A 20,819-nucleotide genomic window follows, 5' to 3' on the forward strand; every position below is an offset into this window, starting at 1 on the left:
TACTGAGCATATCAGCGTCGAGGACGACCATGACAGAAGGAATCCGGATTGATGCCCGTGACGCGGCGCCAACGATTCGCGGCGAACAAGGCCATCTCCTTGCTGCACTGTTAGCCTACTTTGCCGCACACCTGTTGATCCAGATGACGGTCACTGGCTCGCTGGAGCGGGACGAGGCCGAGATCGTGTACCTTGCGCAGCAACTGCAGCTTGGTTACGGAACCCAGCCGCCGTTGTACGCATGGTTGCAGTGGCTGGCATTCTCGATGTTCGGTCTGAACCTCTTTGCGCTGGCACTGCCCAAGGTGCTGATCCTCCTTGCCCTGTACCTCGGCATGTACCGGGCGGCGCGGCCGCTGATCGGCGTCCATGGCGCGCTGGCCGCCGCCGCCTCGCTCGTGCTTTTCCCGCAGATAGGCTGGGAATCGCTGCGCGACCTGACCCACTCCGTGCTCCTGACCAGCGTCGCCTGCGCCACGCTGTGGTGTTATTTCGCCGTGCTGCGTAAACCTGATGCAAGGGGCTACGCCTTGTTCGGCCTGCTCGTCGGACTCGGCCTGCAGACGAAATACAACTTCGGCATTTTCTTGGCCGGACTTGTCTGTGCCAGCCTCCTCGTGCGCGAGCATCGGCACGTCCTCTGGAACCGCAAAGTCGTGATCGCGGCGGGAACGGCGTTCCTGGTGTTCCTGCCGCATGGCGCGTGGCTGATGCAGAACCTGGACGCCGCGGCCGCCGGCACGGTGCGCAAGCTGGCGGAAGGCGCTGGAGAAGCCGGCTACCTGGACAACGTTGGCGCCGGGCTGGCAAGCCTGTTGTCGGCAACCCTGGCATTTGCAGTGCTGCCGGTGCTCGTCTACCTATTCGCCTTGCGCCGCCTGCGCAAGCAGATCGCATTCGATCTCCGCGCGCCGGAAAGTCGCTTTTTCCTCTGCCTGTACGCCAGCTTTCTCGCGCTGCTGGTCGCGATTGTCCTCACAGGCGAGGTCGGGAAGATCAAGGATCGATGGATGATGCCGCTGCTGTTCTCGCTGCCGCTGGCGCTGTTTGCCGTCGCGCCCAGGTTGCCGCGACGGGCCGCGTTCGAACGCCTGCGCCCGGTCGTCGTCGCGGTCGGCTTGCTCGTTCTGATACTGCTGCCGATGCGCACCTGGTTCGGACCGGCGCTTGGCAAGATCGCCCCGCCGCACCATCCCTATCCGGAACTGGCCTCGGAACTCGTGCGCCGTTTCCCGGCGACGACCACGGTGGTGACCGAAGGAACGCTCATCGCCGGGAATCTTCATTTTGAACAGCCCCGCCTGCGGACCCTGCTGCTGGAGCACGCCATCCGTAGCGAAGAGCGACTTGCCGGGCAGGTGCTGCTGGTCATGGACGAGGACGCCACACCTGGCTGGCTTGACCGTTTCCGCCAGGCCTGCCCGCAAGCCCAGGTCACGGAGCAGGGCCGGATCCGTCTCGGCTACCGTTTCGGGGGCAAGGGAAGCATGACCTTCGACTATGTCCATCTCAACGTGGAGGACACAACATGCTGCTGTCAGTCGTGATTCCGGTAATGAACGAACAGGGTAACATCGCGCCGCTCGTGGATTGCATTGCCGCCGCCCTGTCCGGCATCGAGCATGAGGTGATTTTCGTCGACGACGGCTCGCACGACGACACGATCGGTGAAATCGAGCGTGTCGCGCGGCCCAACACCCGGATCCTGGTGTTCAACCGCAATTACGGGCAGACGACAGCGATGGCTGCCGGCATCGATGCAGCGCGCGGCGAATTGATTGTCATGCTCGACGGCGATCTGCAGAATGATCCCTGCGACATACCGCTGATGATGGAAAAATTGGCGCTGGAAAACTGGGACGTGGTGGCCGGTATCCGCGCCAGGCGCAAGGATGGCCTGTTGCTTCGCAAGGTCCCGAGCAAGATTGCGAATTGGCTCATCCGCCACTCGACAGGTGTGTTCATCCGCGACTATGGCTGCACGCTGAAACTGTTGAAGGCGGACGTCGCCAGGGGCCTGAGCCTGTACGGTGAGCTGCACCGCTACATGCCGGTGTTGGCGAGCATGTACGGCGCCCGCATGACCGAGATGGAGGTGCGCCATCACGCGCGGCACGCGGGTGTGTCGAAATATGGCATCGGTCGCACCCTCAAGGTCGCCAGCGATCTGCTGCTGATGCTGTTCCTCAAGAAGTATGGCCAGCGCCCGATGCATTTTTTTGGCGGCGCCGGCCTGTTCCTGTTGTTGGCGGGCTGCCTGGTCAACCTCTGGCTGCTGCTGCAGAAGCTGATGGGGGAATCCATCGGCGGCCGGCCACTGCTGATATTGGGCGTGCTGCTCACGGTGGCCGGCATCCAGCTGATCACGACCGGCTTTGTTGCCGACCTGGTGATGCGGACTTATTACGAATCGCAGAAGAAAAAGCCCTATACGATCAAGAAAGAGATTTGTGTTTAGCGGCCGCAAAAAGCTCGCGCTGCAGCTCATGATCACTGCGTTCCTGGGAGGATTGGTATTGCGGCAGCTTGACATGAGCCAGTACCGGGATCTATCGCTGACAGGGCCGGTCCTGGCCGGACTGCTGCTTGGCGTCCTGTTGTTCAACCTGTCAAAGATCGCCGGCGCTGTGCGGCTCAACATCTACCAGCGCCACGTGGGACTGAGCATCGGCGAGATCGATAACCTGAAGCTGTATTACGCCGGCATGTACCTGAACCTTGCGCTGCCTGGCGGCATCGGCGGCGACGGGTACAAGATACTGGTATTGCGCCGTCAGGGCGCGGCGTCAGGAAAAGTGCTGGTCGGGATCACCTTGTTCGACCGTTTCAGCGGCCTGCTGGCCCTTCTGCTCCTTGGCTGTGCTTTGGTGCCATTCCTTGGCCTCACCTGGCTGAGTCACACGGTTCACGCCTGGGTGGCGGGCTGCCTGACGATCGTCGTGGCCCTGGTCCTGGCGCACCGTTGCTGGTTGAAGATGCGGTGGCCCGCGATTTTCTGCGCCTGCTGCTGCGCTCTCGTCGTCCAGGCCCTCCAACTTGCCTGCATGGCTGCCATTATTGCCGGATTAGGCGTGCCGCTCGGCCAGTATCCGCAGTATCTGGCTGTGTTCCTCGCATCTTCGATCGCCGCAGTCCTGCCCGTCACCATTGGCGGCCTTGGCATGCGCGAGCTGACGTTTGTTTATGGGCTGCGCCTGCTCGGCCTGGGATCGGAGGTCGGGGTGCTGGCCGCAATCGTGTTCTTTCTGATTACCGCAGGATCGTCGCTGATCGGGGCTGCGTTGCTTCCAGGGAGTTGGGAAACCTACGCGCGCAGCTGACACCTCACACTGCGCCGGCGAGTCGCACCGCTCGCATATACTGCTTCCATGCCCGAACCGCTCCCCCACCCCGCCGCTGACGCCACCCGCCCGCCCCTGGTGCGCACCGAGGGCGACCGTCGCACCCTCGAGTTCACCCCCGGCGACGTCCAGAGCGAGATGCTGGTCTCGCGGCCCGACGCGCTGGTGCTGGAATACACGCGCGCCATGATGTGCTTCGCGCTGTTCGTGCCCGACCCGCGCCACATCGTGATGGTCGGCCTGGGCGGCGGCTCGCTGGCCAAGTTTTGCCACCGCCATTTTCCGCGCGCCCGCATCACTGTGCTCGAGATCCGGGATGACGTGATCGCCCTGCGCGACCAGTTCTGCCTGCCGCCCGACGACGCGCGCCTGCATGTCTTGCATTGCGACGCGGCCGACTACCTGGCGCGCATGCCGCTCTGCTGCGACGTGCTGCTGGTCGACGGCTTCGACAGCCAGGGCCTGCCGTCCGACCTGGCAAGCAGCGCCTTCTATGGCGCCTGCCGGCGCGCCCTGCATCCGGGCGGCGTGCTGGTGGCGAACATCTTTACCTACGATCCCCAGTACGCGGGCGCGCTGCAGCGGCTGCGCGCCGCCTTCGACGGCCGCCTGGCCTGGTTCGCGCGCATCGCCGGCAACAACCGGATCCTGTTCGCGCTCCGCCCCGCCCATCCGGGCGCGGCGCCTGGCCGCGGCGAACGCCTGCTCACCCGGATGGCATGCAAGGAAGGCCGTGGCCTGGGCTGGAGCAACCGCTTGCTGGCGCGCCTGCTGGTGGGCTGGCTGGCGCGGCGCCGGGCGTGAACGTGTGGACGAATTGTCTCGCACGATAGGATTTGTTTGCGAGCCCATCGCGTTTATGACACACTTGCGCGGATTAATGCCTACCAGCAAGCAGTTTTCCTTCAACCTACCTACATCGTCAGACCATAGTCCAGGAACACGACCCGATGCCGCGCCGACCGATCCGTTCACTGACACTCGCGGCGGCCCTCACCCTGGGGGGCGGCCTGGCGGCTTCCTTCGGCCTGTTCATGGGCGTCAGCCACCTCGAATACGACAATATGGCGCTCGCCTTCGCCCAGCGCGCCGATGAGCGGGTGGCGGCGGTGCGCCAGGGGATGAATGGGGCGATCGAAGTGCTGGCGGTGACCAACCAGCTGTTTTCGAACGGCGAGCCGGTCAGCCGCGAACGCTTCGCCGACTTCACCGCGCGCCTGCTGGAGCGACACCAGTTCATTCAGGCCTTCCATTACCACCGGGTGGTGCGGGCCGACGAGCGCGCGGCGGTCGAGGCCGAGCTGCAGCACGTGCGGCCGGGCGCCGTCCTGACCGAAAAGACACCGGGCGGCCTGGCGCCGGCGGCGCCGCGCGGCCGCTACCACGTGATCGAGTACGTCGAGCCGATGCAGGGCAACGAAGGCGCCTTCGGCCTGGACCTGGGCCGCGACGCATCCCTCATGACCGCGCTCGACGGGGCGAAGAGCAGCGGCCAGCCCACCGCGACCAGCCTGTTCACGCTGGTGCGGACCGGGACCGTCGCCTTCGATCTGGTCATGCCGGTGTTCGGCAAGCGCGGCGAGCTGCTCGGCAATACCGCGGCCGTTGTCCGGGGCAAGCAGCTGGTGCACGAGTCGCTGCTCGGGGCCGGCCTGCTGGACCGCGACGACATCTTCGTGTCGGTGTATGCCGGCGAACAGGCCGATCCAGCGGCGCTGCTGCTGTCGACCGGACCCACCGCGCCCCGCGCGCGCCCGGCGCTGGCCGGCTGGCTGCGGCCGGACCATGGCATCCGCGCCACCGTGCTGCAGGCCGGCGGGCGCCCATGGCGGGTCGAGGTCGCCGCCGCGCCGCGCCCCTTCCTGGCCGACCACATGGCCTCGGTGGCGCTGCTGGTGGGCGGCATCCTGGTGACCCTGCTCGGCACCGCCTTCGTCCAGTCGGCGGGGATGCGCGCGCGCAAGGTCCAGCAACTGGTGCGCCAGCGCACCTCGGACCTGCGCCGCAGCAATCGCCGCCTGATCGAGGACATGGCCGCGCGCGAGCGCGCCGAAAAGGCGCTGCTGCAAAGCGAGCAGCGCTTCCGCCAGCTGGTCGCGATGTCGTCCGACTGGTACTGGGAGCAGGACAAGGATTTCCGCTTCACGATGATCACCGGCGGCTTCACCGAGAAATCGGGCGTTGCGGTCGAGGGCCTGCTCGGCAAGACGCGCTGGGAATACGTGCCGGGCCTGCTCGACAGCGAGGGCGGGCGCGAGCACCTGGTCAGGATGCAGGCCCACGAGGCATTCACGAATCTCGAATACCAGATCGTCGACGACCGTGGCGACACGCGCTGGTTCCTGGTCAACGGCCAGCCGATTTTCGACGACCAGGGCGCGCTGCAGGGCTACCGCGGCACCGGCAGCGACATCACCGAACGCAAGCTCACCGAGCAGCGCGTGCACCACGTGGCCCAGCACGACGTGCTGACCGGCCTGCCCAACCGCTCGCTGCTGCAGGACCGCCTGGGCCAGGCGCTCGCCTACGCCAACCGCAGCGGGCGTCCGGTATGGGTGATGCTGATCGACCTGGACCGCTTCAAGTTCGTCAACGACAGCATGGGCCACAAGGCCGGCGACGTGCTGCTGGTGACGGTGGCGGCGCGCCTGCGCTCGTCGCTGCGCGATGCCGACACCGTGGCGCGCCTGTCGGGCGACGAGTTCGTGGCGATCCTGGGCGAACATGCCGACGAGCCGCTCAATCCGGCCATCGTGCAGCGGGTGATGGATGCGGTGGCGCAGCCGGTCATGCTCGGCAACAAGGAATTCTTCGTCACCTGCTCGATCGGCGTGGCGGTGTATCCGAGCGAAGGCACGTCGAGCGAGAGCCTGATCGAACATGCCGACATCGCCATGTACCGCGCCAAGAAGCTGGGCCGCAACAACTTCCAGTTCTATACCCCGGCCATGAACGAGGAATCGCAGGAGCGGGTGCGCATCGAAAGCGCGCTGAGGAATGCCCTCGAGCGCAACGAGTTCGTGCTGCACTACCAGCCGCAGGTCGACCTCAAGAGCGGCCAGATCGTGGGCATGGAGGCGCTGATCCGCTGGAACCATCCGGAGCTGGGCATGGTGCCGCCGGGCCGCTTCGTCGGCGTGGCCGAGGAGACCGGCCTGATCGTCCAGATCGGGGCCTGGGTGATGCGCACCGCCTGCGCCCAGAACAAGGCCTGGCAGGATGCGGGCTTGCCGCGCCTGCGGGTGGCGGTGAACCTGTCGGCGCGCCAGTTCGGCGCCCCCGACCTGCTGGAAAGCCTGGAGTCGGCCCTGTACGACACCGGGCTGGACCCGGCCTGCCTCGAGATCGAGCTGACCGAAAGCCTGTTCATGAGCGACGTCACGCCGGCGGTGGAGCTGCTGCACCGGATGAAGGCGCTCGGGGTGAACCTGTCGATCGACGACTTCGGCACCGGCTACTCGAGCTTCTCCTACCTGTCGCGCTTCCCGATCGACGTGCTCAAGATCGACCGCTCGTTCGTGGCGGACATCACGCATGACGCCAACGACGCCGCGATCGTCACCTCGATCATCGCCCTGGCCCACAACCTGAAGCTGGCGGTGATCGCCGAGGGCGTGGAAACGGCGGAACAGCTCGACTACCTGCGCAGCCACGGCTGCGACGAGATGCAGGGCTATTACTTCAGCAAGCCGCTGCCAGCCGATGACTTCGAGCAGTTGCTGCGCCAGCGCCGTGCGCTGCCGGCGCCGCAGCTCGAGCAGGAAGCATCATTGCCCGTTTAAATCGACGCTGAGGCGGCGCCGCAACGCCCCTATCCGGCAAGCATGAGAATTGTCTTCTCGAAAACATTTCCATAGCCATTTGATGATCGGTAGACGTACAATCACCGTGCTTATATCGCATTGACGGAGTACGACCATGATGATCAACGAAACGCCTGACGCGGCAAGCGCGTCCGGCGTGCAGGCGGGCCGCAGACAGCGCGTGGACGATCGCACGCGCGACCTGGTGAACCAGGCGGTGGCGTCGATCCCGACGCTCGGCCTGGCGCGCGCGGCGGAATTCCTGGCCACGATGAACGTGCCGGCCGAGGTGGCGGTGCGGGCGCTGGTCTATCCGAAGCTGCGCCGCGCCAGCTAGCCGCCGGCGCCACCGCTGGGTATCAGCGGCGTTCTTCCTGCTGGTCGATGTCGGCCAGCGATTCGCGGCCGCGCTCGCTGAGCGCATGGCCGCCCGCCTCGAGCGGCAGGATGTGCGATTTGCGGCCCAGGAAGCGCAGCACGTCTTCGTCGACCGCCGCCATCGGGTCGGCGGCGAGCGCGCGCAGGCCCAGCACGCAGCGGCGCAGGAACAGCACTTCTTCGCCTTTTTCGGTGAGCGCCAGCCGCTTGTCGCGGCCGAAGGACATCAGCTTGATGCCGCACAGGCGCTTGGTGTTGCGCCCGACGCAGGCCGTCGCCAGGTTCTGCTTGCCACCACGGCGCACCAGTTCCAGCGCATCGTATTCGTCCGTCGTCAGCTTTTCGTTTTTCATTACCGCATTCAATTAAGCAAAGGGCGCATGGTACGCGCCTCGGCCCATGGCGGCAACCTTCAGCGCAGCGAACGCAGCGCGTACCAGCCGATCCCGGCGCCGGCAATCACCCCGAGCAGCAGCGCCAGCCGGGCGTGGGTGGAATCCAGCAGCGGGCGGCGGCCCAGGTAAATCTTGTTGTACAAGGTCGAACCCATCATCTCCTCCTGCTTTTTATTGTTACAAGCTCATTATAGAAACCGCATTGTTGCCGCTATGTGACAGCGAGCACACCCGCGTCATGGACGACGAAAAAGCAACACCGCATGCGCCGTCCTGCCGCGCGCCGGGACTGCTGGCGGCCTGTTAGGATCGTACGACATTGACAACTTTAGCGGAGCACAGCATGAACGACCCGACGCCCAGTATCGATCCCAAGAACAAGGGCCGCGCGATGTACGACGAAGCGGACATCGGTAGCGGCGAACGTTCTCCGGGACAGCACGAAACCGATGAAATGATTCGCGGAATTCCTCCATTGCCATCGAACCGGCAGGCCGACGAAGGCGCGCAGCACGGCGGCAAGGAAGACAAAGAAGGCGGCGGTGCGCCGGAAGGCAACCGCCAGGGAACGCCCGGAGTCTGAGCTCCAGGCCGACTAGTGTGCCCGGATCGGCGGTTCGGGCAGGCGCGGTTCCTCGACCGGGGCATTGACCGGGTCGGGAACGTCGTCCGGCACCGGCGGCGGCGCGGGCGGCGCCGGCGGTTCGCCGGGAAATTCCGGGTCGGGCGTGGAATGGAAGTGCTGGCTGACGCGCTCGCGCCAGGATTCAAACGATTGCAGTTCGCTCATATGGGCCTCTCAGGTTGGACGCGCGCCGGACTTGCCTGGATGCTGGCGCGCGAGGACATGGAAGGCAACGTTGTTGCCTGCTGTTGCCTGTTACCGCGGCGGGCAGGCACCCGCCGCGCCGGTGGCGCACCACCGGCAAAACCACTCATCACTTCTCTCAGCGCCTGGCCTTCTGCTTGGCGCCGCCGCCGGCGCCTTCGCCGGTGCCGGCCTTGATGCGCGACTTGGCATTGTGGCTGCTCTTGTCCGACTTGCCGGCGCGCTGTTTGGCCTGGTCTTCCTCGGACAGGTTGCCCGGTGCGCCCGACTGCTTGTTCTGGGCGCCGCTCGACTTGGAGTTGCTCATGTTTCCCCTCCCGATCAGTGGATGAAGTCGACACCAGCCTAGCACGTATCCCGGCGCCGGGATTTTCGATTGGGCGGCCCATGCCGCCATGTTCCACGCGCTGCAACTCGGCTATAGTGGCGGCTGTCCTGTCATTGTCATCCTGCCCATGCGCCTGTCCAGCCTGCTTCCTGCCCTCCTGTTCGGCGCGCTTCTGAACGCCCACGCCGCCCCGACGCATCCCAGTCCCATGAAACTCGATGAATACCTGGCCCTGACCGGCCCCGCCCCCACCGCCAGGCTCGCCTATGGCCCCGCCCCCTCGCAATATGCCGAACTGTTCGTGCCGCAGGGCGCGGGGCCGTTCCCGGTGGCGGTGCTGGTGCATGGCGGCTGCTGGACCAGCAAGTTCGGCGGCATCCGCCAGTTCCGCAATATGGCCGGCGCCCTGGCCGCGCGCGGCATCGCCGTCTGGAACGTCGAATACCGGCGCGTGGACGAGGAAGGCGGCGGCTATCCCGGCATGTACCTCGACATGCATGCGGCGCTCGACCTGCTCGCGGCCAATGCGGCGGCGCGCAAGCTCGACCTGGAACGCATCGTCGCGGTCGGCCATTCGGCCGGCGGCCAGCTGGTGCAGTGGATCGCGGGCCGGGCGCGCATCCCGGCCGGCAGCCCCCTCTACCACCCGGATGGCCTGAAGGTCGACCGCATCGTCAGCCTGGGCGGCCTGGCCGACCTGCGCCATGAAGCGGCGCTGATCAAGTCCAGCTGCGATCGCGACATCGCGCAACTGGCCGGCACGCCGAGTCCCGAACGGCCGGACGTGCTGGTCGACACCAACGCCGCCGACCTGATGCCCAACGGCAGCCGCACCTGGCTCGTGACCGGGGCGCTCGACACGATCTCGCCGCCACGGGTGGCCCACGACTACTCGGCGCGCGCAAAGGCCGCCGGCGACGCGGCCGAGGTCGTGATCCTGCCGGACGCCAGCCACTACGACGAAGTGGCCGCGACCTCGCCCGCCTGGCCGCAAGTGCTGCGGGTGATCGAACAGGCGCTGGACATTCAATGAAACACGAAGGAGTCTCCATCTTGAAACCGATCGCGCCGGCGCTGCTGGCGATGAGCTTGCTCGCCACTTCTGCTGCTGCGCTGGCGCAGTCCTGGTCGCGCGTGGCCGACGCCTCGCTGGCGCGCCAGGAAATCTATCCGACCGTGCTGGACGACAAGGTCTACGTGGCCGGCGGCATCCTGAGCGCGGCGCCGGGCTTCACCGATCTGTTCGAAGCCTATGACGCGGGAGCGGACCGCTGGACCAGGCTGGCGCCGCTGCCCGAAGGCCGCCACCACATCGCCCTGGCCGCGGCCGGCGGCAAGATCTACGGCATCGGCGGCTTCTCCGGCGCGATTCCCGACTGGCGCGCCCACGCCTCGGTCTTCATCTACGACCCGAAGTCCGACCGCTGGTCGAACGGCCCCGCCCTACCGCAGCCCCGGGCCGAAGGCGTGGTGGCAACGAGCGGCGGCAAGATCTACTTCATCGGCGGACGCATGCCGACCAACGCCGATGCGAAGCACATCAGCGAACACGCCGACACCAACCGCGCCGAGGTCCTGGACCCACGCTCGGGCCGCTGGTCGCGCATCGCGGACGCCCCCAGCGCGCGCAACAGCGCGGCCGGCGCCGCGATCGGCGACAAGATCTACGTCGTGGGCGGACGGCAGATGGTCAAGCAGGCCGACGGCAGGTCGCGTCCGGTCAATGTGGCGACCCTGGAAGTGTATGACCCGGCCCGCGATCGCTGGGAGACCCGCGCGCCGATGCCGCTGGCCCAGGGCGGCCTGGCGGCGGCCGCCCATGATGGAAAGCTGTATGTGTTCGGCGGCGAGCAGTTCGTCCCGCAAGCCAAGGTGTTCGCCGAATCCTGGGTGTACGACCCGGCACTGGACCGCTGGTCGGCGCTGCCGGCCATGCCGACGCCGCGCCATGGACATGGCGCCGCGGTGGTCGGCAACCGCGTCTACCTGATGGGCGGCGGCGAGAAGGTCGGGGTCGCGGCCAGCGCCGCGCACGAAGCGCTCGCGCTGCCGGCCCGGTAAGCCGGGGCGCTATTCGGCCATTCGTCAGTAGAGCACCACCGAGCGGATCGATTCGCCGCTCTTCATCAGGTCGAAGCCTTCGTTGATGCGTTCGAGCGGCAGGCGGTGCGTGATCAGGTCGTCGATATTGAGCTTGCCCTCCATGTACCAGTCGACGATCTTCGGCACGTCGGTGCGTCCGCGCGCGCCGCCGAAGGCCGAGCCCTTCCACTCGCGTCCGGTCACCAGCTGGAACGGCCGGGTCGCGATTTCCTGGCCGGCGGCGGCCACGCCGATGATGAAGGACTGGCCCCAGCCCTTATGGGTGCATTCGAGCGCCTGGCGCATCAGCGTGGTGTTGCCGACGCACTCGAAGCTATAGTCGGCGCCGCCGTCGGTCAGTTGCACGATGTGGTCGACCACGTTCGCGACCTCGTTCGGATTGATGAAATCGGTCATGCCGAACTTGCGGGCCATGGCTTCGCGCGCCGGGTTGATGTCGACGCCGATGATCTTGTCGGCGCCAACCATCTTCGCGGCCTGGATCACGTTCAGGCCGATGCCGCCGAGCCCGAACACGACCACGTTGGCCCCGGCCTCCACCTTGGCCGAGAACAGCACCGCGCCGACGCCGGTGGTGACGCCGCAGCCGATGTAGCAGACCTTGTCGAACGGCGCGTCGCTGCGGATCTTCGCCAGCGCGATCTCGGGCACCACGATGTAGTTCGAGAAGGTCGACGTGCCCATGTAGTGGAACAGCGGCTTGCCGTCCAGCGAAAAGCGCGAGGTGGCATCGGGCATCAGGCCGCGCCCCTGGGTCGAGCGGATCGCCTGGCACAGATTGGTCTTGCGCGACAGGCAGAATTTGCACTGGCGGCACTCCGGCGTGTACAGCGGGATGACGTGGTCGTCCTTCCTGAGGGTGGTCACGCCCGGGCCGACGTCGACCACGACGCCGGCGCCCTCGTGGCCCAGGATCGCCGGGAACAGGCCTTCCGGATCGGCGCCCGACAGCGTGTAGTAATCGGTGTGGCAGATGCCGGTAGCCTTCAGCTCGACCAGCACTTCGCCTGCGCGCGGGCCTTGCAGGTCCACTTCCTCGATCGTCAGCGGCTGGCCCGCCTGCCATGCGACGGCTGCTTTGGTTTTCATGGTGATCCCTCGTTTGATATGATTGGCCGGCAGTATGCGCGCCCGGCCCCGCGCCCTGGACCGCAGGACGCGAGAATGGCAGGATTTTGCCGCATGAAGACTGGATTTTGCCGCTGGCTGCGGCGACAATGGCGCATGACCAGCACGCCCCCACCCGCCACCGACGCCATCGCGGAGCGCACCCGGACCGTCGACATCGTGGTCTACCCCGGCTTCAAGGCCGTCGAGGCGATCGGGCCGATGTCGGTGTTCGAGTACGCCAACCTGCATCTCGCGCGCCGTCAGCGGCCGCCCGGCTACGACGTGCGCATCGCCTCATACCGTCTCGGCCCGGTGCCGTCGGACACCCTGATGTCGCTCGAGGCGACCAAGGTATTGAACACGCTGTCCCTGCCCCACAGCGCGATCGTGGTCGGCGCCCGCCACATCGAGGCGGCCCTGGCGGACGGCGCCGCGATCGTCGACTGGGTGGCGGCGGCCTGCCCCCGCATCGAACGCCTGGCGTCGCTCTGTTCGGGCGCTTTCTTTCTCGCCGCCGCCGGAGTACTCGACGGCAAGCGCGCCACCACCCACTGGAGCGTGGCCGAGCGCCTGCAGGCGTTTCACCCCGCCATCGCGGTCGAGGCCGACGCGATCTTCATCCGCGACGGCAAGCTGTGGACCTCGGCCGGCGTCACCGCCGGCATGGACCTGGCGCTGGCCCTGGTCGAGGAAGATTTCGGGCGCGACCTGGCGCTCGAGGTGGCCACCGAAATGGTGGTCTACCTGAAGCGTCCCGGCGGCCAGTCGCAATTCAGCTCCTACCTCAAGAGCGAACGCACCGCGCGCCCGAACATCCGCGAATTGCAGAACTGGATCCTGCACAATCTGCACGAACGCTTCACGACGGCGCAGCTGGCCGCCAAGGCGATGATGAGCGAGCGCCACTTCGCCCGCGTGTTCCAGCAAGAGGTGGGCCTGAGCGCCCAGGAATTCATCGAGGCCAGCCGCTTCGAACGGGCCACGCACCTGCTGGCCGACATTGCGCTGCCCTTGAAGACGGTGGCGGCGCGCGCCTGTTTCAGCGACGAGGCGCATATGCGGCGGGTGTTCATGAAGAAGCTGGGCATTACCCCGAAGCTGTACCGCGAACGCTTCGCCACGACCGGGCTCGACAGCGCCGCCTGATCACGTCAGTCGAACCGCACCCGCCGCGCCAGCGGCAGATCGACCACCAAATCGCTGCGCGCCAGCGCCACACAAGGCAAAATATAGCCTTCCCGCTTCTCGTCGAACGACAGGCCGGGCCACGCGATGGTGTAGGCCACCGTGCCTTGCCGCAGGCGGCAGATGCAGGTGCGGCAGGTGCCGTTGCGGCAAGAACTGGGCGCATCGAAGCCGGCCGCCTCGAGCGCCTGCAGCAGGGTCGTGTCTTCCTGCGCGGAAAAGCCGGCGCCGAAGGGTTCGAGGATGACGGTATGACGGATCGGCATGGTGCATGGATTGTAGCGCCTGGTGGAACAAACCGGACAAGATTGAAGAGTTCGTTCACGCACAGACCCGGTTGATTCATGTCATTACGCTAAGGTTTCCAGAAGCATATTGCAGGAGACCGTATGAAGAAAGCCACCGCACTGACCCTGATCGCCGCCCTTGGAGGCGTCTTCCCTCATGCCTTCGCGCAGCAGCCGGTTGGCCAGCCAGCTCCTGTCCAGCAGCCGCTGCAGCAGCAAGCCGCACCGGGCACGCCCATGCAGGCCGCGCCTGCGCCGGCCGGCGCGGTCCAGGATCCCGCCATCGCCGAACAGGCCGAGTTCGAACGCCTGCTGCGGGCCCAGGTGCTGCTCGAGCGCCAGTACCTGTCGCCGGGCGAGATCGACGGCGCCTATGGCTCGAACATGCGCCAGGCTCTGAACACCTTCCAGGCCCAGCGCAATCTCCCGGTCACCGGCAAGCTCGACGAAGCCACCTGGAATGCGCTGAACGCCGACACCAGCCCGACCCTGGCCGAATACACGATCGCCGCGGAAGACGTCGCCGGCCCCTTCCAGCCGATCCCGGACACCATGATGGGCAAGGCCAAGCTGCCGGCGCTCGGCTACGCCACGGCGCTCGAAGGCCTGGGCGAAAAATTCCATGCCAGCCCGGCCCTGCTGCAACGCCTGAATCCAGGCAAGTCCCTGTCGCAGGCCGGCGAACGCATCATGGTGCCGCATGTGAGCGGCAAGCAGCCGCTGCCGCCGGCAGCCAGGGTCGTGGTGCGCGATTCGACCAAGACCCTGCAGTTGTATGACGCCGGCGGCCAGTTGCTGGCCCAGTATCCGGTGTCGACCGGCAGCAAGCGCGATCCACTGCCGATCGGCAATTGGAAGATCAATGGCGTGCATGCCAATCCGGTCTACAACTACAACCCGAAACTGTTCTGGGACGCCAAGCCCGGCGACAGCAAGACCCAGATCAAGCCTGGCCCGAACAACCCGGTCGGCGTGATGTGGATCGACCTGTCGAAGCCGCACTACGGCATCCACGGCACCCCGGTGCCCGGCCACGTGGGCAAGACCGAGTCGCATGGCTGCATCCGCCTGACCAACTGGAGCGCCGCCGAAGTGGGCGCCGTGGTCAGCGAAGACACCGACGTCGAACTCGTCAAATAATCTTCATATCAACAAACCAGCGGCGCGGGAGGCGCCGGACGGAGAACGCGATGAAATGGCTGATGACCTTGATCGTTGGTGCGCTGTTGGGCGCCGGGGTGTTGTTCGTGCTGCTGAGCGACGATTCGGGCTCGCCGGCGCCGGAGGTCGTCGCCACCGCGCCCCCAAGCTCGAACCCGGGCGGCGTACCCGCGGCGCAGATCGAGGGCCAGCTGCCGCCCGCGCCGGTGGTCGAACCGAACCTGCTTGACGCCGACCTGCCGCTGCGTCCGGAACACGCCGGCGGCGCCGCGCCCATGGCCCCGGCCACCGTTCCCGGCAAGCTGCTGGTGCCGGTCCAGGGCATCGCGTCGAACCAGCTGACCGACACGTATTACCAGCCGCGTGGCGAGCAGCGCCAGCACGAAGCGCTCGACATCATGGCGCCGACCGGCACGCCGGTGCGCGCGGCGGCCGACGGCAAGGTGGTCAAGCTGTTCCAGAGCAAACCGGGCGGCCTGACGGTCTACCAGTTCGATCCGAGCGAGCAGTATGCCTATTACTATGCCCACCTCGACCGCTACGCCGACAATATCAAGGAAGGCATGGACGTCAAGCGCGGCGACATCGTGGGCTATGTCGGCGCGACCGGCAATGCCGATCCAGCCGCGCCGCACCTGCACTTCGCCGTCGTCGCGCTGACGCCCGAGAAGCAGTGGTGGAAAGGCACGCCGCTCAATCCGTTTCCACTAATGTCCGACCAGTAGCCGGGGCTCTCGACGGCTCGGGCACCGGCTCGTCGACGTCCGCCCCCACATTGATCGCGGCATAGGCGCGCTGCACCGCGATCGCCTCGCGTCCGCCTGCGCCATACAGCTCGCCGGCCGCCTCGATCATCTTGGCGCGCGCGTCGGCGTAGTTGGTGCTGGACGTGAACTTGGTCGTGTTGGCGCGGAACCAGATACGGAAGGCCTTGTCGATGCCGATGCCCGTCATCGCCAGCGGCTGCCTGACCAGGAAGCGGCTCCAGGCATCGTTAGCGTTGTCCGCGCTCGAACCCTTCGCCAGGAAATAGAACATGCGGTTGTTCGGGCCGCTGCTGTAATGGACGTCCAGCCGGCGCAGGCCCGTGCTCCAGGCGTCGTGACTATTGCCGTCCTTGCTCGGCTTGATCATCCAGCGCAGTGGCGTGCCGGTGCGGCTGATCTCGCTGCCCAGCATCCAGTCATTGCCGGTGTCGGGGATCACGTCGCCGGCGCCGCCGCCGCGCGCATAGGCTTCGACCACCTCGCCCGCGATGTCCGAACTCGATTCGTTCAGGCCACCCGGCTCGCCCGAGTACACCAGGTTCGAGGTGGCGGCCGTGATGCCGTGGCCCATCTCGTGGCCGACCACGTCGATCGACCCCAGGTTCGTGAAGAACGTGCCGTCGCCGATGAACATGCAGCGGCAGGTATCGCTGTAATAGGCGTTGTCGTAGCCGCGGTTGACGTGCACCGCGATGTGGGTGGCCGTGTCCTGGCCGTCCAGCGCCAGCCAGCCCAGCACGTTCTTGTGCATGTCATAGGTGTTCTTCAGGCCCCACATGGCGTTGACGGCGGCGGTCTGGCCGTTTGGTCCCGTGGTGCTGCCGCCCTCGACGAACTGCTTGCCGTCGCCCCAGGTGTTGACGGTGTTGGTATACACCCGGCCGCTCGAGGTGCCGTGGTTGGCGTTGGTGATCGCCATCGCGCCGAACGACCCGCCCTTGCCGCGTTCGGGGTCGAGCATCTGGTAGACGTTGTTGGCGAAGGTGGTGCTGAGCGGGACCTGGCCGTTGTACTGGCTGTTGCCGATGCCCTCGACGGTCTGCAGCATGTTCCAGCGGTCGATGATCTCGCCGTCGCGCGCGTTCACGACCACGTCGTAGTACAAGGGTTGTTCACCGCTGCGCATGCGCAGCCGCACCAGCCAGGCCAGCTCGTAGCGATCGACCGTCTCGACCAGGTCGACCGCGTTCAGCTCGGACTCGAGCTTGCCCTCGGCGCCGGGCGCGCGTTCGTCGCGCATCATCGGATAGATCAGCAGTTCGGCGGTCGGCGCCACCACGTTGACGACGCCGTCCGGCATGTCGCGCAGCGCGACGGCGATCGCGGCCTTGCGGTTGATGGTGGGCTTGATATTGAAGCCGCCGGTGGCGCCCTGCATGCGGTTGGCGGCGCCGCGGCCCAGGTGCAGGCGCCGCGGCGAGGCGCTCTCGGACACGATCTGGCGGCGCGCGTCGAGCACCACCACGGATTCCGAGCCGAAAATCCTGAGACCCTTGTACAGGTGGGCGGCGCGCACCACATGGGTGCCCTGCACGCCCGGGTGCTGGGCCATCACCTTGTAGCCGTGGTCGGCGTCGAGGCCGACCGCAGGCCGGCGCGCCACCAGCTGGTTGACGACCTGGGCCTGGGCCTTGCTGTCCAGCTTGAGCGGCGGCCCCATCATCGGCGCGGCCAGCGCTGCGGGCACAAGCGCGGGCACGAACGCGGGCGCGAACAGGACGGCAGCCGCCAGCAGGGCTGCCTTGAGAAGCGGTTGCGGGATCATCTCGTCTCCATCCGGTAAGCCGGGCCGGGGGGCGCCGGTCATCGACCATGATGGACGAGCTCGTAAAGGTTGGTTTGCTCAAAAACAATGACCGCGTTGTCAATTTTGACAACGCGGTCATGGCGTGCGGCCAGACAGGCCGGGTCAGCGATAGCGGCCGTCGCGCCGTTTCATCAGGTAGCAGGCGGCGCCGATCACGGCCGCGCCGATCGCCACTTTCTTCACCAGCCCGGCCGGATTGTGCTTGAGCTCGGACTTGATGCCCATCTCGGCCAGGATGTTCGGCACCTTGCCCTTGGCCAGGTCGTCGCCGATGCCCTCGACCACGTTGACGCGGTCGGCCAGCAGCAGCAACAGCCAGTGGCGCAGGTCGTTCTCGGTGCTCTTGAAGGCCAGGCGCCGGATCGCGCCCGACAGTCCGGATGGCGGTTGCGCCGAACCGAACAGCGGCGTACGGCCGGGACGCTCGGTCGAGACCAGCACCTCCACATGCTGCTCCTGCGGCACCGGGTCGCCGTCGGGGATGTTGATGAAGCGCGGCGGGGTGCGCTCCATCGGCACGGCGGGACGGTTCTTGCGGTCGAGGTCGGCGCCCCAGCCCTGGATGTGCTGCAGTTGCTCGCGGGTGGGACGGCGCGGCGCGATGGCGCCGTGCACATGGCCCACATGGGCTTCGCCGTCATGCTCGCCCGGGGCGTGGTGGCCGTCATGCTGGTCGTTGGCGGCAACGATGTCGTGTCGTGTTTCCATGGTTTCTCCTATGATCGGTGGCCGCGCTCAATGGCCGGCGCTGGCCTTGACGGCGCGCACTTCGTTGGCGCGCGGCGGGATCAGGACAGTCTTGATGCACTCGTCCAGCTTGCTCGAGAAGATGTGATAGGCATCCGATACTTCTTCCAGCGGAATGCGGTGGGTGATGATCTGTTTCGGATCGATGCGGCCGGCGCGGATGTGCTCGATCAGGCGCGGCAGGTGGCGCCGCACGCTGGCCTGGTTCATGCGCAGGGTCAAGCCCTTGTTCAGCGCATTGCCGATCGGGACCGCGTTGAAGGTGGGGCCATACACGCCGACGATCGAGACGTTGCCGCCCTTGCGCACCGAATTGATGCACCAGTGCAGCACGGTGGCGGCGCCCGCCTGCATCATCGTGTAGACGCCGGTGATGGTCTGCAGGGCGTCGCCCGCCGCTTCGCAGCCGACGGCGTCGATGCAGACGTCGGCGCCCATCCAGTCGGTCATCTTCTTGATGTGCAGCGCCATGTCCTTCACTTCCCTGAAGTTCACGACCTCGCACTGGGCGTAGCGCTTGACGAATTCGAGGCGGTACTCCACGTGGTCGACCACGATCACCCGTCCGGCCCCCATCAGCCAGGCCGACTTGGCGGCGAAGATGCCGACCGGCCCGGCGCCGAACACGACCACGGTGTCGCCCTCCTTGATGTCGCCCATCTCGGCCGCCTGGTAGCCGGTGGGCAGCGCGTCGGTCATGAGGACGGCGTCGTCGTCATGGATATCGTCGGGAATCACCATCGGGCCGACGTCGGCCATCGGCACCCGCACGTATTCGGCCTGGCCGCCGTCGTAGCCGCCCGCCGTGTGCGAGTAGCCGTAGATGCCGCCCACCGCCGTGGCTTGCGCATTCGTGTTGTGGCAATTGCCGAACAATTCGTGCTGGCAAAAGAAGCAGGAACCGCAGAACAGGTTGAACGGCACCAGCACCTTGTCGCCGACCTTCAGGTGCTGCACGCTCGACCCGACCTCTTCGACCACGCCGATGAACTCATGGCCGAAGGTGTGGCCGACGCGGGTGTCGGGCACCAGGCCGTGGTACAGGTGCAGGTCCGAGCCGCAGATGCAGGCCCGGGTGACGCGTACGATGGCGTCGCCGGGATGCTCGATGACGGGATCGGGCTTGTGATCGGCGCGGACCCGGTATGGCCCGCGGTAGTTCATTGCCAGCATGAGTACTCCTTCACAATTTGGTTGGTCACGGCTCGTATACGGTACGAGTTGATGTGACACAAACTTATGGCAAAACTTTACAAATTGCGATAGGCGCACGGAAACGAACGCGACTTTTCAGCGCTTTTATCGAATAATATGAGGTAGTTATGTATCGCAGGCAATGACTTGTTGCCGTTTATAGCTTTTTGGCATCAAATGTATTGCAAGCCTCGACCTGCCCGCTGTCCAGTCCGCGCTGGAACCAGCGGACCCGCTGGGCCGAGCTGCCGTGCGTGAACGAATCGGGCACCGCGACGCCGCGCGCCTGTTTCTGCAAGGCGTCGTCGCCGATGGCGCTGGCCGCGTTCAGGGCCGTCTCGACGTCGCCCTGCTCCAGGATTTTCTCGCGCTGGTTGGTGCGGTTGGCCCACACGCCTGCGAAGCAGTCGGCCTGCAGTTCCAGGCGCACCGACAGGGCATTGCCCTGGGTTTCGCTGGCGCGCTGCTGGGCCGCGTGCACCTTATTGGAAATGCCCAGCAGGTTCTGCACGTGGTGGCCGACTTCGTGCGCGATCACATAAGCCTGGGCGAATTCGCCCTCGACATTGAAGCGCTGCTGCATGGTGCGGAAGAAGCCCAGGTCGATATACACCTTGCCGTCGGCCGGGCAATAGAAGGGGCCGGTCGCGCTCTCGCCGGTGCCGCAGGCGGTGGCGGTGCGACCCTCGAACAGCACCAGCCGCGCCGGCGTGTACTGCGCGCCCTGCTCGCTGAACAGCTGGGCCCAGGCATCCTCGGTATAGGCCAGCGTGGTGCGCACGAAGCGCGTCTCGCGATCGTCGGCGCGCTCGGCGCGCGGCTGCTCGACTTGCGCCTGCTGCTGCGGCGGCGCGCCGCCCGACAGCAGGCCGAGGATGGTGGCCGGCGAGACGCCCAGGAAATACGAGGCGACCAGGGCGACGACGATGGTGCCGATGCCGATCGAGCGGCCGCCGAAGCCGAAACCGCCGCCCCCGCCGCCGCCATCGCCACGCCGGTCTTCTACATTGTCGCTTTCACGGTCGCCTTCCCAACGCATCTGTTCTCCTTGTGTTCAGTTTTCGTTTTCAGTTGCCGCCGCGCTTGAGGTTGCAGGTATCGGCGCGCTCGCGCGCGTCCTTGCCGCGCAGGTCGTCCAGCGCGCCCAGGCCGGCGCGCAATTCGTCGTGCAGCGCGCGCTCGCGGCGCTCGCGTGCGATCTCGCGCGCCATGCGGCTGCGCGGCACTTCGTCCAGTTCCATGCTCGTCATGATTTCTCTCTCGCTCTCGATTTTCCGGTCGATTTTTTTGGCTGTCCCGGTTGATCACATAATGCACCAAATCGAGCCCGCGCACGAACACATGCTGCGTGCGTGCGCGCACGGAGCGACCGTGGCGCACGTGC

At 66.4% G+C, this 20,819-nt stretch carries 23 protein-coding genes; 12 read left to right on the plus strand and 11 right to left on the minus strand.

What is annotated here, in order from left to right; genetic code table 11:
• The first annotated feature begins 29 nt into the window (after positions 1-29).
• From LO55_RS23265 to LO55_RS23290, 6 genes are all read left to right on the plus strand, one after another.
• Positions 30-1,547 carry a glycosyltransferase family 39 protein gene (locus LO55_RS23265; protein ID WP_083415529.1) on the plus strand — a complete coding sequence of 506 codons (1,518 nt, stop codon included), beginning with the start codon at positions 30-32 and terminating at the stop codon, positions 1,545-1,547.
• The gene (locus LO55_RS23270) at positions 1,529-2,458 is read left to right on the plus strand and encodes a glycosyltransferase family 2 protein (protein ID WP_071363285.1); all 930 of its coding nucleotides are present in this window, start codon (positions 1,529-1,531) and stop codon (positions 2,456-2,458) included. The genes LO55_RS23265 and LO55_RS23270 overlap by 19 nt, the downstream gene beginning before the upstream one ends.
• Positions 2,451-3,320: a lysylphosphatidylglycerol synthase transmembrane domain-containing protein gene (locus LO55_RS23275; protein ID WP_083415530.1), complete on the plus strand. Its 870-nt coding sequence runs from the start codon at positions 2,451-2,453 to the stop codon at positions 3,318-3,320. The genes LO55_RS23270 and LO55_RS23275 overlap by 8 nt, the downstream gene beginning before the upstream one ends.
• A 48-nt stretch (positions 3,321-3,368) precedes the next feature.
• Positions 3,369-4,145, plus strand: a complete 777-nt coding sequence (locus LO55_RS23280) for a spermine/spermidine synthase domain-containing protein (RefSeq protein WP_071363286.1) — start codon at positions 3,369-3,371, stop codon at positions 4,143-4,145.
• Positions 4,146-4,291: 146 nt separating this feature from the next.
• Positions 4,292-7,123 (plus strand): bifunctional diguanylate cyclase/phosphodiesterase, encoded by a 2,832-nt coding sequence (locus LO55_RS23285; RefSeq protein WP_071363287.1) that lies wholly within the window; start codon positions 4,292-4,294, stop codon positions 7,121-7,123.
• Positions 7,124-7,259: 136 nt separating this feature from the next.
• On the plus strand, positions 7,260-7,481 hold the full coding sequence (locus tag LO55_RS23290; RefSeq protein WP_005669630.1) for a hypothetical protein: 222 nt from the start codon (positions 7,260-7,262) through the stop codon (positions 7,479-7,481).
• Positions 7,482-7,503: 22 nt separating this feature from the next.
• On the opposite strand, the gene LO55_RS23295 is transcribed toward LO55_RS23290, so the two are convergent.
• Both LO55_RS23295 and LO55_RS26785 read right to left on the minus strand, forming a co-directional pair.
• Positions 7,504-7,875 carry a hypothetical protein gene (locus LO55_RS23295; protein ID WP_071363288.1) on the minus strand — a complete coding sequence of 124 codons (372 nt, stop codon included), beginning with the start codon at positions 7,873-7,875 and terminating at the stop codon, positions 7,504-7,506.
• A 59-nt stretch (positions 7,876-7,934) separates the two neighbouring features.
• Positions 7,935-8,075: a hypothetical protein gene (locus LO55_RS26785; protein ID WP_218146021.1), complete on the minus strand. Its 141-nt coding sequence runs from the start codon at positions 8,073-8,075 to the stop codon at positions 7,935-7,937.
• Positions 8,076-8,260: 185 nt separating this feature from the next.
• On the opposite strand from LO55_RS26785, the gene LO55_RS23300 reads away from it, so the two are divergent.
• Positions 8,261-8,500, plus strand: coding sequence for a hypothetical protein (locus LO55_RS23300; RefSeq protein WP_071363289.1), 240 nt, complete (start codon positions 8,261-8,263; stop codon positions 8,498-8,500).
• Positions 8,501-8,512: 12 nt separating this feature from the next.
• Here LO55_RS23300 and LO55_RS23305 read toward each other — a convergent pair whose 3' ends face one another.
• Both LO55_RS23305 and LO55_RS23310 read right to left on the minus strand, forming a co-directional pair.
• Positions 8,513-8,707 (minus strand): hypothetical protein, encoded by a 195-nt coding sequence (locus tag LO55_RS23305; RefSeq protein ID WP_005669623.1) that lies wholly within the window; start codon positions 8,705-8,707, stop codon positions 8,513-8,515.
• 157 nt (positions 8,708-8,864) lie between these two features.
• A complete protein-coding gene (locus LO55_RS23310) occupies positions 8,865-9,053 on the minus strand; it encodes a hypothetical protein (RefSeq protein ID WP_071363290.1) in 189 nt (62 codons plus the stop codon).
• Positions 9,054-9,141: 88 nt separating this feature from the next.
• Between LO55_RS23310 and LO55_RS23315 the strand changes: the two genes are divergently transcribed.
• Both LO55_RS23315 and LO55_RS23320 read left to right on the plus strand, forming a co-directional pair.
• The gene (locus LO55_RS23315; protein WP_083415531.1) at positions 9,142-10,107 is read left to right on the plus strand and encodes an alpha/beta hydrolase family protein; all 966 of its coding nucleotides are present in this window, start codon (positions 9,142-9,144) and stop codon (positions 10,105-10,107) included.
• Between the two features lie 20 nt (positions 10,108-10,127).
• Complete coding sequence (locus LO55_RS23320; protein ID WP_083415532.1) at positions 10,128-11,135, plus strand: Kelch repeat-containing protein; 1,008 nt, start codon at positions 10,128-10,130, stop codon at positions 11,133-11,135.
• A gap of 24 nt (positions 11,136-11,159) precedes the next feature.
• On the opposite strand, the gene LO55_RS23325 is transcribed toward LO55_RS23320, so the two are convergent.
• The gene (locus LO55_RS23325) at positions 11,160-12,266 is read right to left on the minus strand and encodes an S-(hydroxymethyl)glutathione dehydrogenase/class III alcohol dehydrogenase (RefSeq protein WP_005669617.1); all 1,107 of its coding nucleotides are present in this window, start codon (positions 12,264-12,266) and stop codon (positions 11,160-11,162) included.
• Positions 12,267-12,401: 135 nt separating this feature from the next.
• Between LO55_RS23325 and LO55_RS23330 the strand changes: the two genes are divergently transcribed.
• On the plus strand, positions 12,402-13,433 hold the full coding sequence (locus LO55_RS23330; RefSeq protein WP_071363292.1) for a GlxA family transcriptional regulator: 1,032 nt from the start codon (positions 12,402-12,404) through the stop codon (positions 13,431-13,433).
• A 5-nt stretch (positions 13,434-13,438) separates the two neighbouring features.
• On the opposite strand, the gene LO55_RS23335 is transcribed toward LO55_RS23330, so the two are convergent.
• Positions 13,439-13,738 (minus strand): 2Fe-2S iron-sulfur cluster-binding protein, encoded by a 300-nt coding sequence (locus LO55_RS23335; RefSeq protein ID WP_071363293.1) that lies wholly within the window; start codon positions 13,736-13,738, stop codon positions 13,439-13,441.
• A gap of 123 nt (positions 13,739-13,861) precedes the next feature.
• Here LO55_RS23335 and LO55_RS23340 point away from each other — a divergent pair, with 123 nt between their 5' ends.
• On the plus strand, positions 13,862-14,899 hold the full coding sequence (locus LO55_RS23340) for a L,D-transpeptidase family protein (protein ID WP_071363294.1): 1,038 nt from the start codon (positions 13,862-13,864) through the stop codon (positions 14,897-14,899).
• Positions 14,900-14,961: 62 nt separating this feature from the next.
• Positions 14,962-15,645 (plus strand): M23 family metallopeptidase, encoded by a 684-nt coding sequence (locus LO55_RS23345; RefSeq protein WP_229410221.1) that lies wholly within the window; start codon positions 14,962-14,964, stop codon positions 15,643-15,645.
• On the opposite strand, the gene LO55_RS23350 is transcribed toward LO55_RS23345, so the two are convergent.
• The 5 genes from LO55_RS23350 to LO55_RS23370 form a co-directional block, all read right to left on the minus strand.
• Positions 15,614-17,452 carry a M4 family metallopeptidase gene (locus LO55_RS23350; protein WP_071363296.1) on the minus strand — a complete coding sequence of 613 codons (1,839 nt, stop codon included), beginning with the start codon at positions 17,450-17,452 and terminating at the stop codon, positions 15,614-15,616. The genes LO55_RS23345 and LO55_RS23350 overlap by 32 nt on opposite strands.
• A 144-nt stretch (positions 17,453-17,596) precedes the next feature.
• Positions 17,597-18,202, minus strand: a complete 606-nt coding sequence (locus tag LO55_RS23355; RefSeq protein WP_071363297.1) for a hypothetical protein — start codon at positions 18,200-18,202, stop codon at positions 17,597-17,599.
• A 27-nt stretch (positions 18,203-18,229) separates the two neighbouring features.
• A complete protein-coding gene (locus LO55_RS23360) occupies positions 18,230-19,414 on the minus strand; it encodes a zinc-dependent alcohol dehydrogenase (protein ID WP_071363298.1) in 1,185 nt (394 codons plus the stop codon).
• A gap of 178 nt (positions 19,415-19,592) precedes the next feature.
• The gene (gene ypfJ / locus LO55_RS23365) at positions 19,593-20,474 is read right to left on the minus strand and encodes a KPN_02809 family neutral zinc metallopeptidase (protein ID WP_071363299.1); all 882 of its coding nucleotides are present in this window, start codon (positions 20,472-20,474) and stop codon (positions 19,593-19,595) included.
• Between the two features lie 28 nt (positions 20,475-20,502).
• A complete protein-coding gene (locus LO55_RS23370) occupies positions 20,503-20,685 on the minus strand; it encodes a hypothetical protein (protein ID WP_071363300.1) in 183 nt (60 codons plus the stop codon).
• Positions 20,686-20,819: the final 134 nt, after the last annotated feature.

Source organism: Massilia timonae (assembly GCF_001866515.1).
Taxonomy (GTDB): Bacteria; Pseudomonadota; Gammaproteobacteria; order Burkholderiales; family Burkholderiaceae_D; genus Telluria; species Telluria timonae.

Excerpts from the sequence above, each read along its gene's own strand:
- LO55_RS23265 (WP_083415529.1), top strand. The coding sequence starts at position 30 with ATGACAGAAGGAATCCGGATTGATGCCCGTGACGCGGCGCCAACGATT.
- LO55_RS23270 (WP_071363285.1), top strand. The coding sequence starts at position 1,529 with ATGCTGCTGTCAGTCGTGATTCCGGTAATGAACGAACAGGGTAACATC.
- LO55_RS23280 (WP_071363286.1), top strand. The coding sequence starts at position 3,369 with ATGCCCGAACCGCTCCCCCACCCCGCCGCTGACGCCACCCGCCCGCCC.
- LO55_RS23285 (WP_071363287.1), top strand. The coding sequence starts at position 4,292 with ATGCCGCGCCGACCGATCCGTTCACTGACACTCGCGGCGGCCCTCACC.
- LO55_RS23290 (WP_005669630.1), top strand. The coding sequence starts at position 7,260 with ATGATGATCAACGAAACGCCTGACGCGGCAAGCGCGTCCGGCGTGCAG.
- LO55_RS23295 (WP_071363288.1), bottom strand. The coding sequence starts at position 7,875 with ATGAAAAACGAAAAGCTGACGACGGACGAATACGATGCGCTGGAACTG.
- LO55_RS26785 (WP_218146021.1), bottom strand. The coding sequence starts at position 8,075 with ATGATGGGTTCGACCTTGTACAACAAGATTTACCTGGGCCGCCGCCCG.
- LO55_RS23300 (WP_071363289.1), top strand. The coding sequence starts at position 8,261 with ATGAACGACCCGACGCCCAGTATCGATCCCAAGAACAAGGGCCGCGCG.
- LO55_RS23305 (WP_005669623.1), bottom strand. The coding sequence starts at position 8,707 with ATGAGCGAACTGCAATCGTTTGAATCCTGGCGCGAGCGCGTCAGCCAG.
- LO55_RS23310 (WP_071363290.1), bottom strand. The coding sequence starts at position 9,053 with ATGAGCAACTCCAAGTCGAGCGGCGCCCAGAACAAGCAGTCGGGCGCA.
- LO55_RS23315 (WP_083415531.1), top strand. The coding sequence starts at position 9,142 with ATGTTCCACGCGCTGCAACTCGGCTATAGTGGCGGCTGTCCTGTCATT.
- LO55_RS23325 (WP_005669617.1), bottom strand. The coding sequence starts at position 12,266 with ATGAAAACCAAAGCAGCCGTCGCATGGCAGGCGGGCCAGCCGCTGACG.
- LO55_RS23330 (WP_071363292.1), top strand. The coding sequence starts at position 12,402 with ATGACCAGCACGCCCCCACCCGCCACCGACGCCATCGCGGAGCGCACC.
- LO55_RS23335 (WP_071363293.1), bottom strand. The coding sequence starts at position 13,738 with ATGCCGATCCGTCATACCGTCATCCTCGAACCCTTCGGCGCCGGCTTT.
- LO55_RS23340 (WP_071363294.1), top strand. The coding sequence starts at position 13,862 with ATGAAGAAAGCCACCGCACTGACCCTGATCGCCGCCCTTGGAGGCGTC.
- LO55_RS23345 (WP_229410221.1), top strand. The coding sequence starts at position 14,962 with ATGACCTTGATCGTTGGTGCGCTGTTGGGCGCCGGGGTGTTGTTCGTG.
- LO55_RS23350 (WP_071363296.1), bottom strand. The coding sequence starts at position 17,452 with ATGATCCCGCAACCGCTTCTCAAGGCAGCCCTGCTGGCGGCTGCCGTC.
- LO55_RS23355 (WP_071363297.1), bottom strand. The coding sequence starts at position 18,202 with ATGGAAACACGACACGACATCGTTGCCGCCAACGACCAGCATGACGGC.
- LO55_RS23360 (WP_071363298.1), bottom strand. The coding sequence starts at position 19,414 with ATGCTGGCAATGAACTACCGCGGGCCATACCGGGTCCGCGCCGATCAC.
- ypfJ (WP_071363299.1), bottom strand. The coding sequence starts at position 20,474 with ATGCGTTGGGAAGGCGACCGTGAAAGCGACAATGTAGAAGACCGGCGT.
- LO55_RS23370 (WP_071363300.1), bottom strand. The coding sequence starts at position 20,685 with ATGACGAGCATGGAACTGGACGAAGTGCCGCGCAGCCGCATGGCGCGC.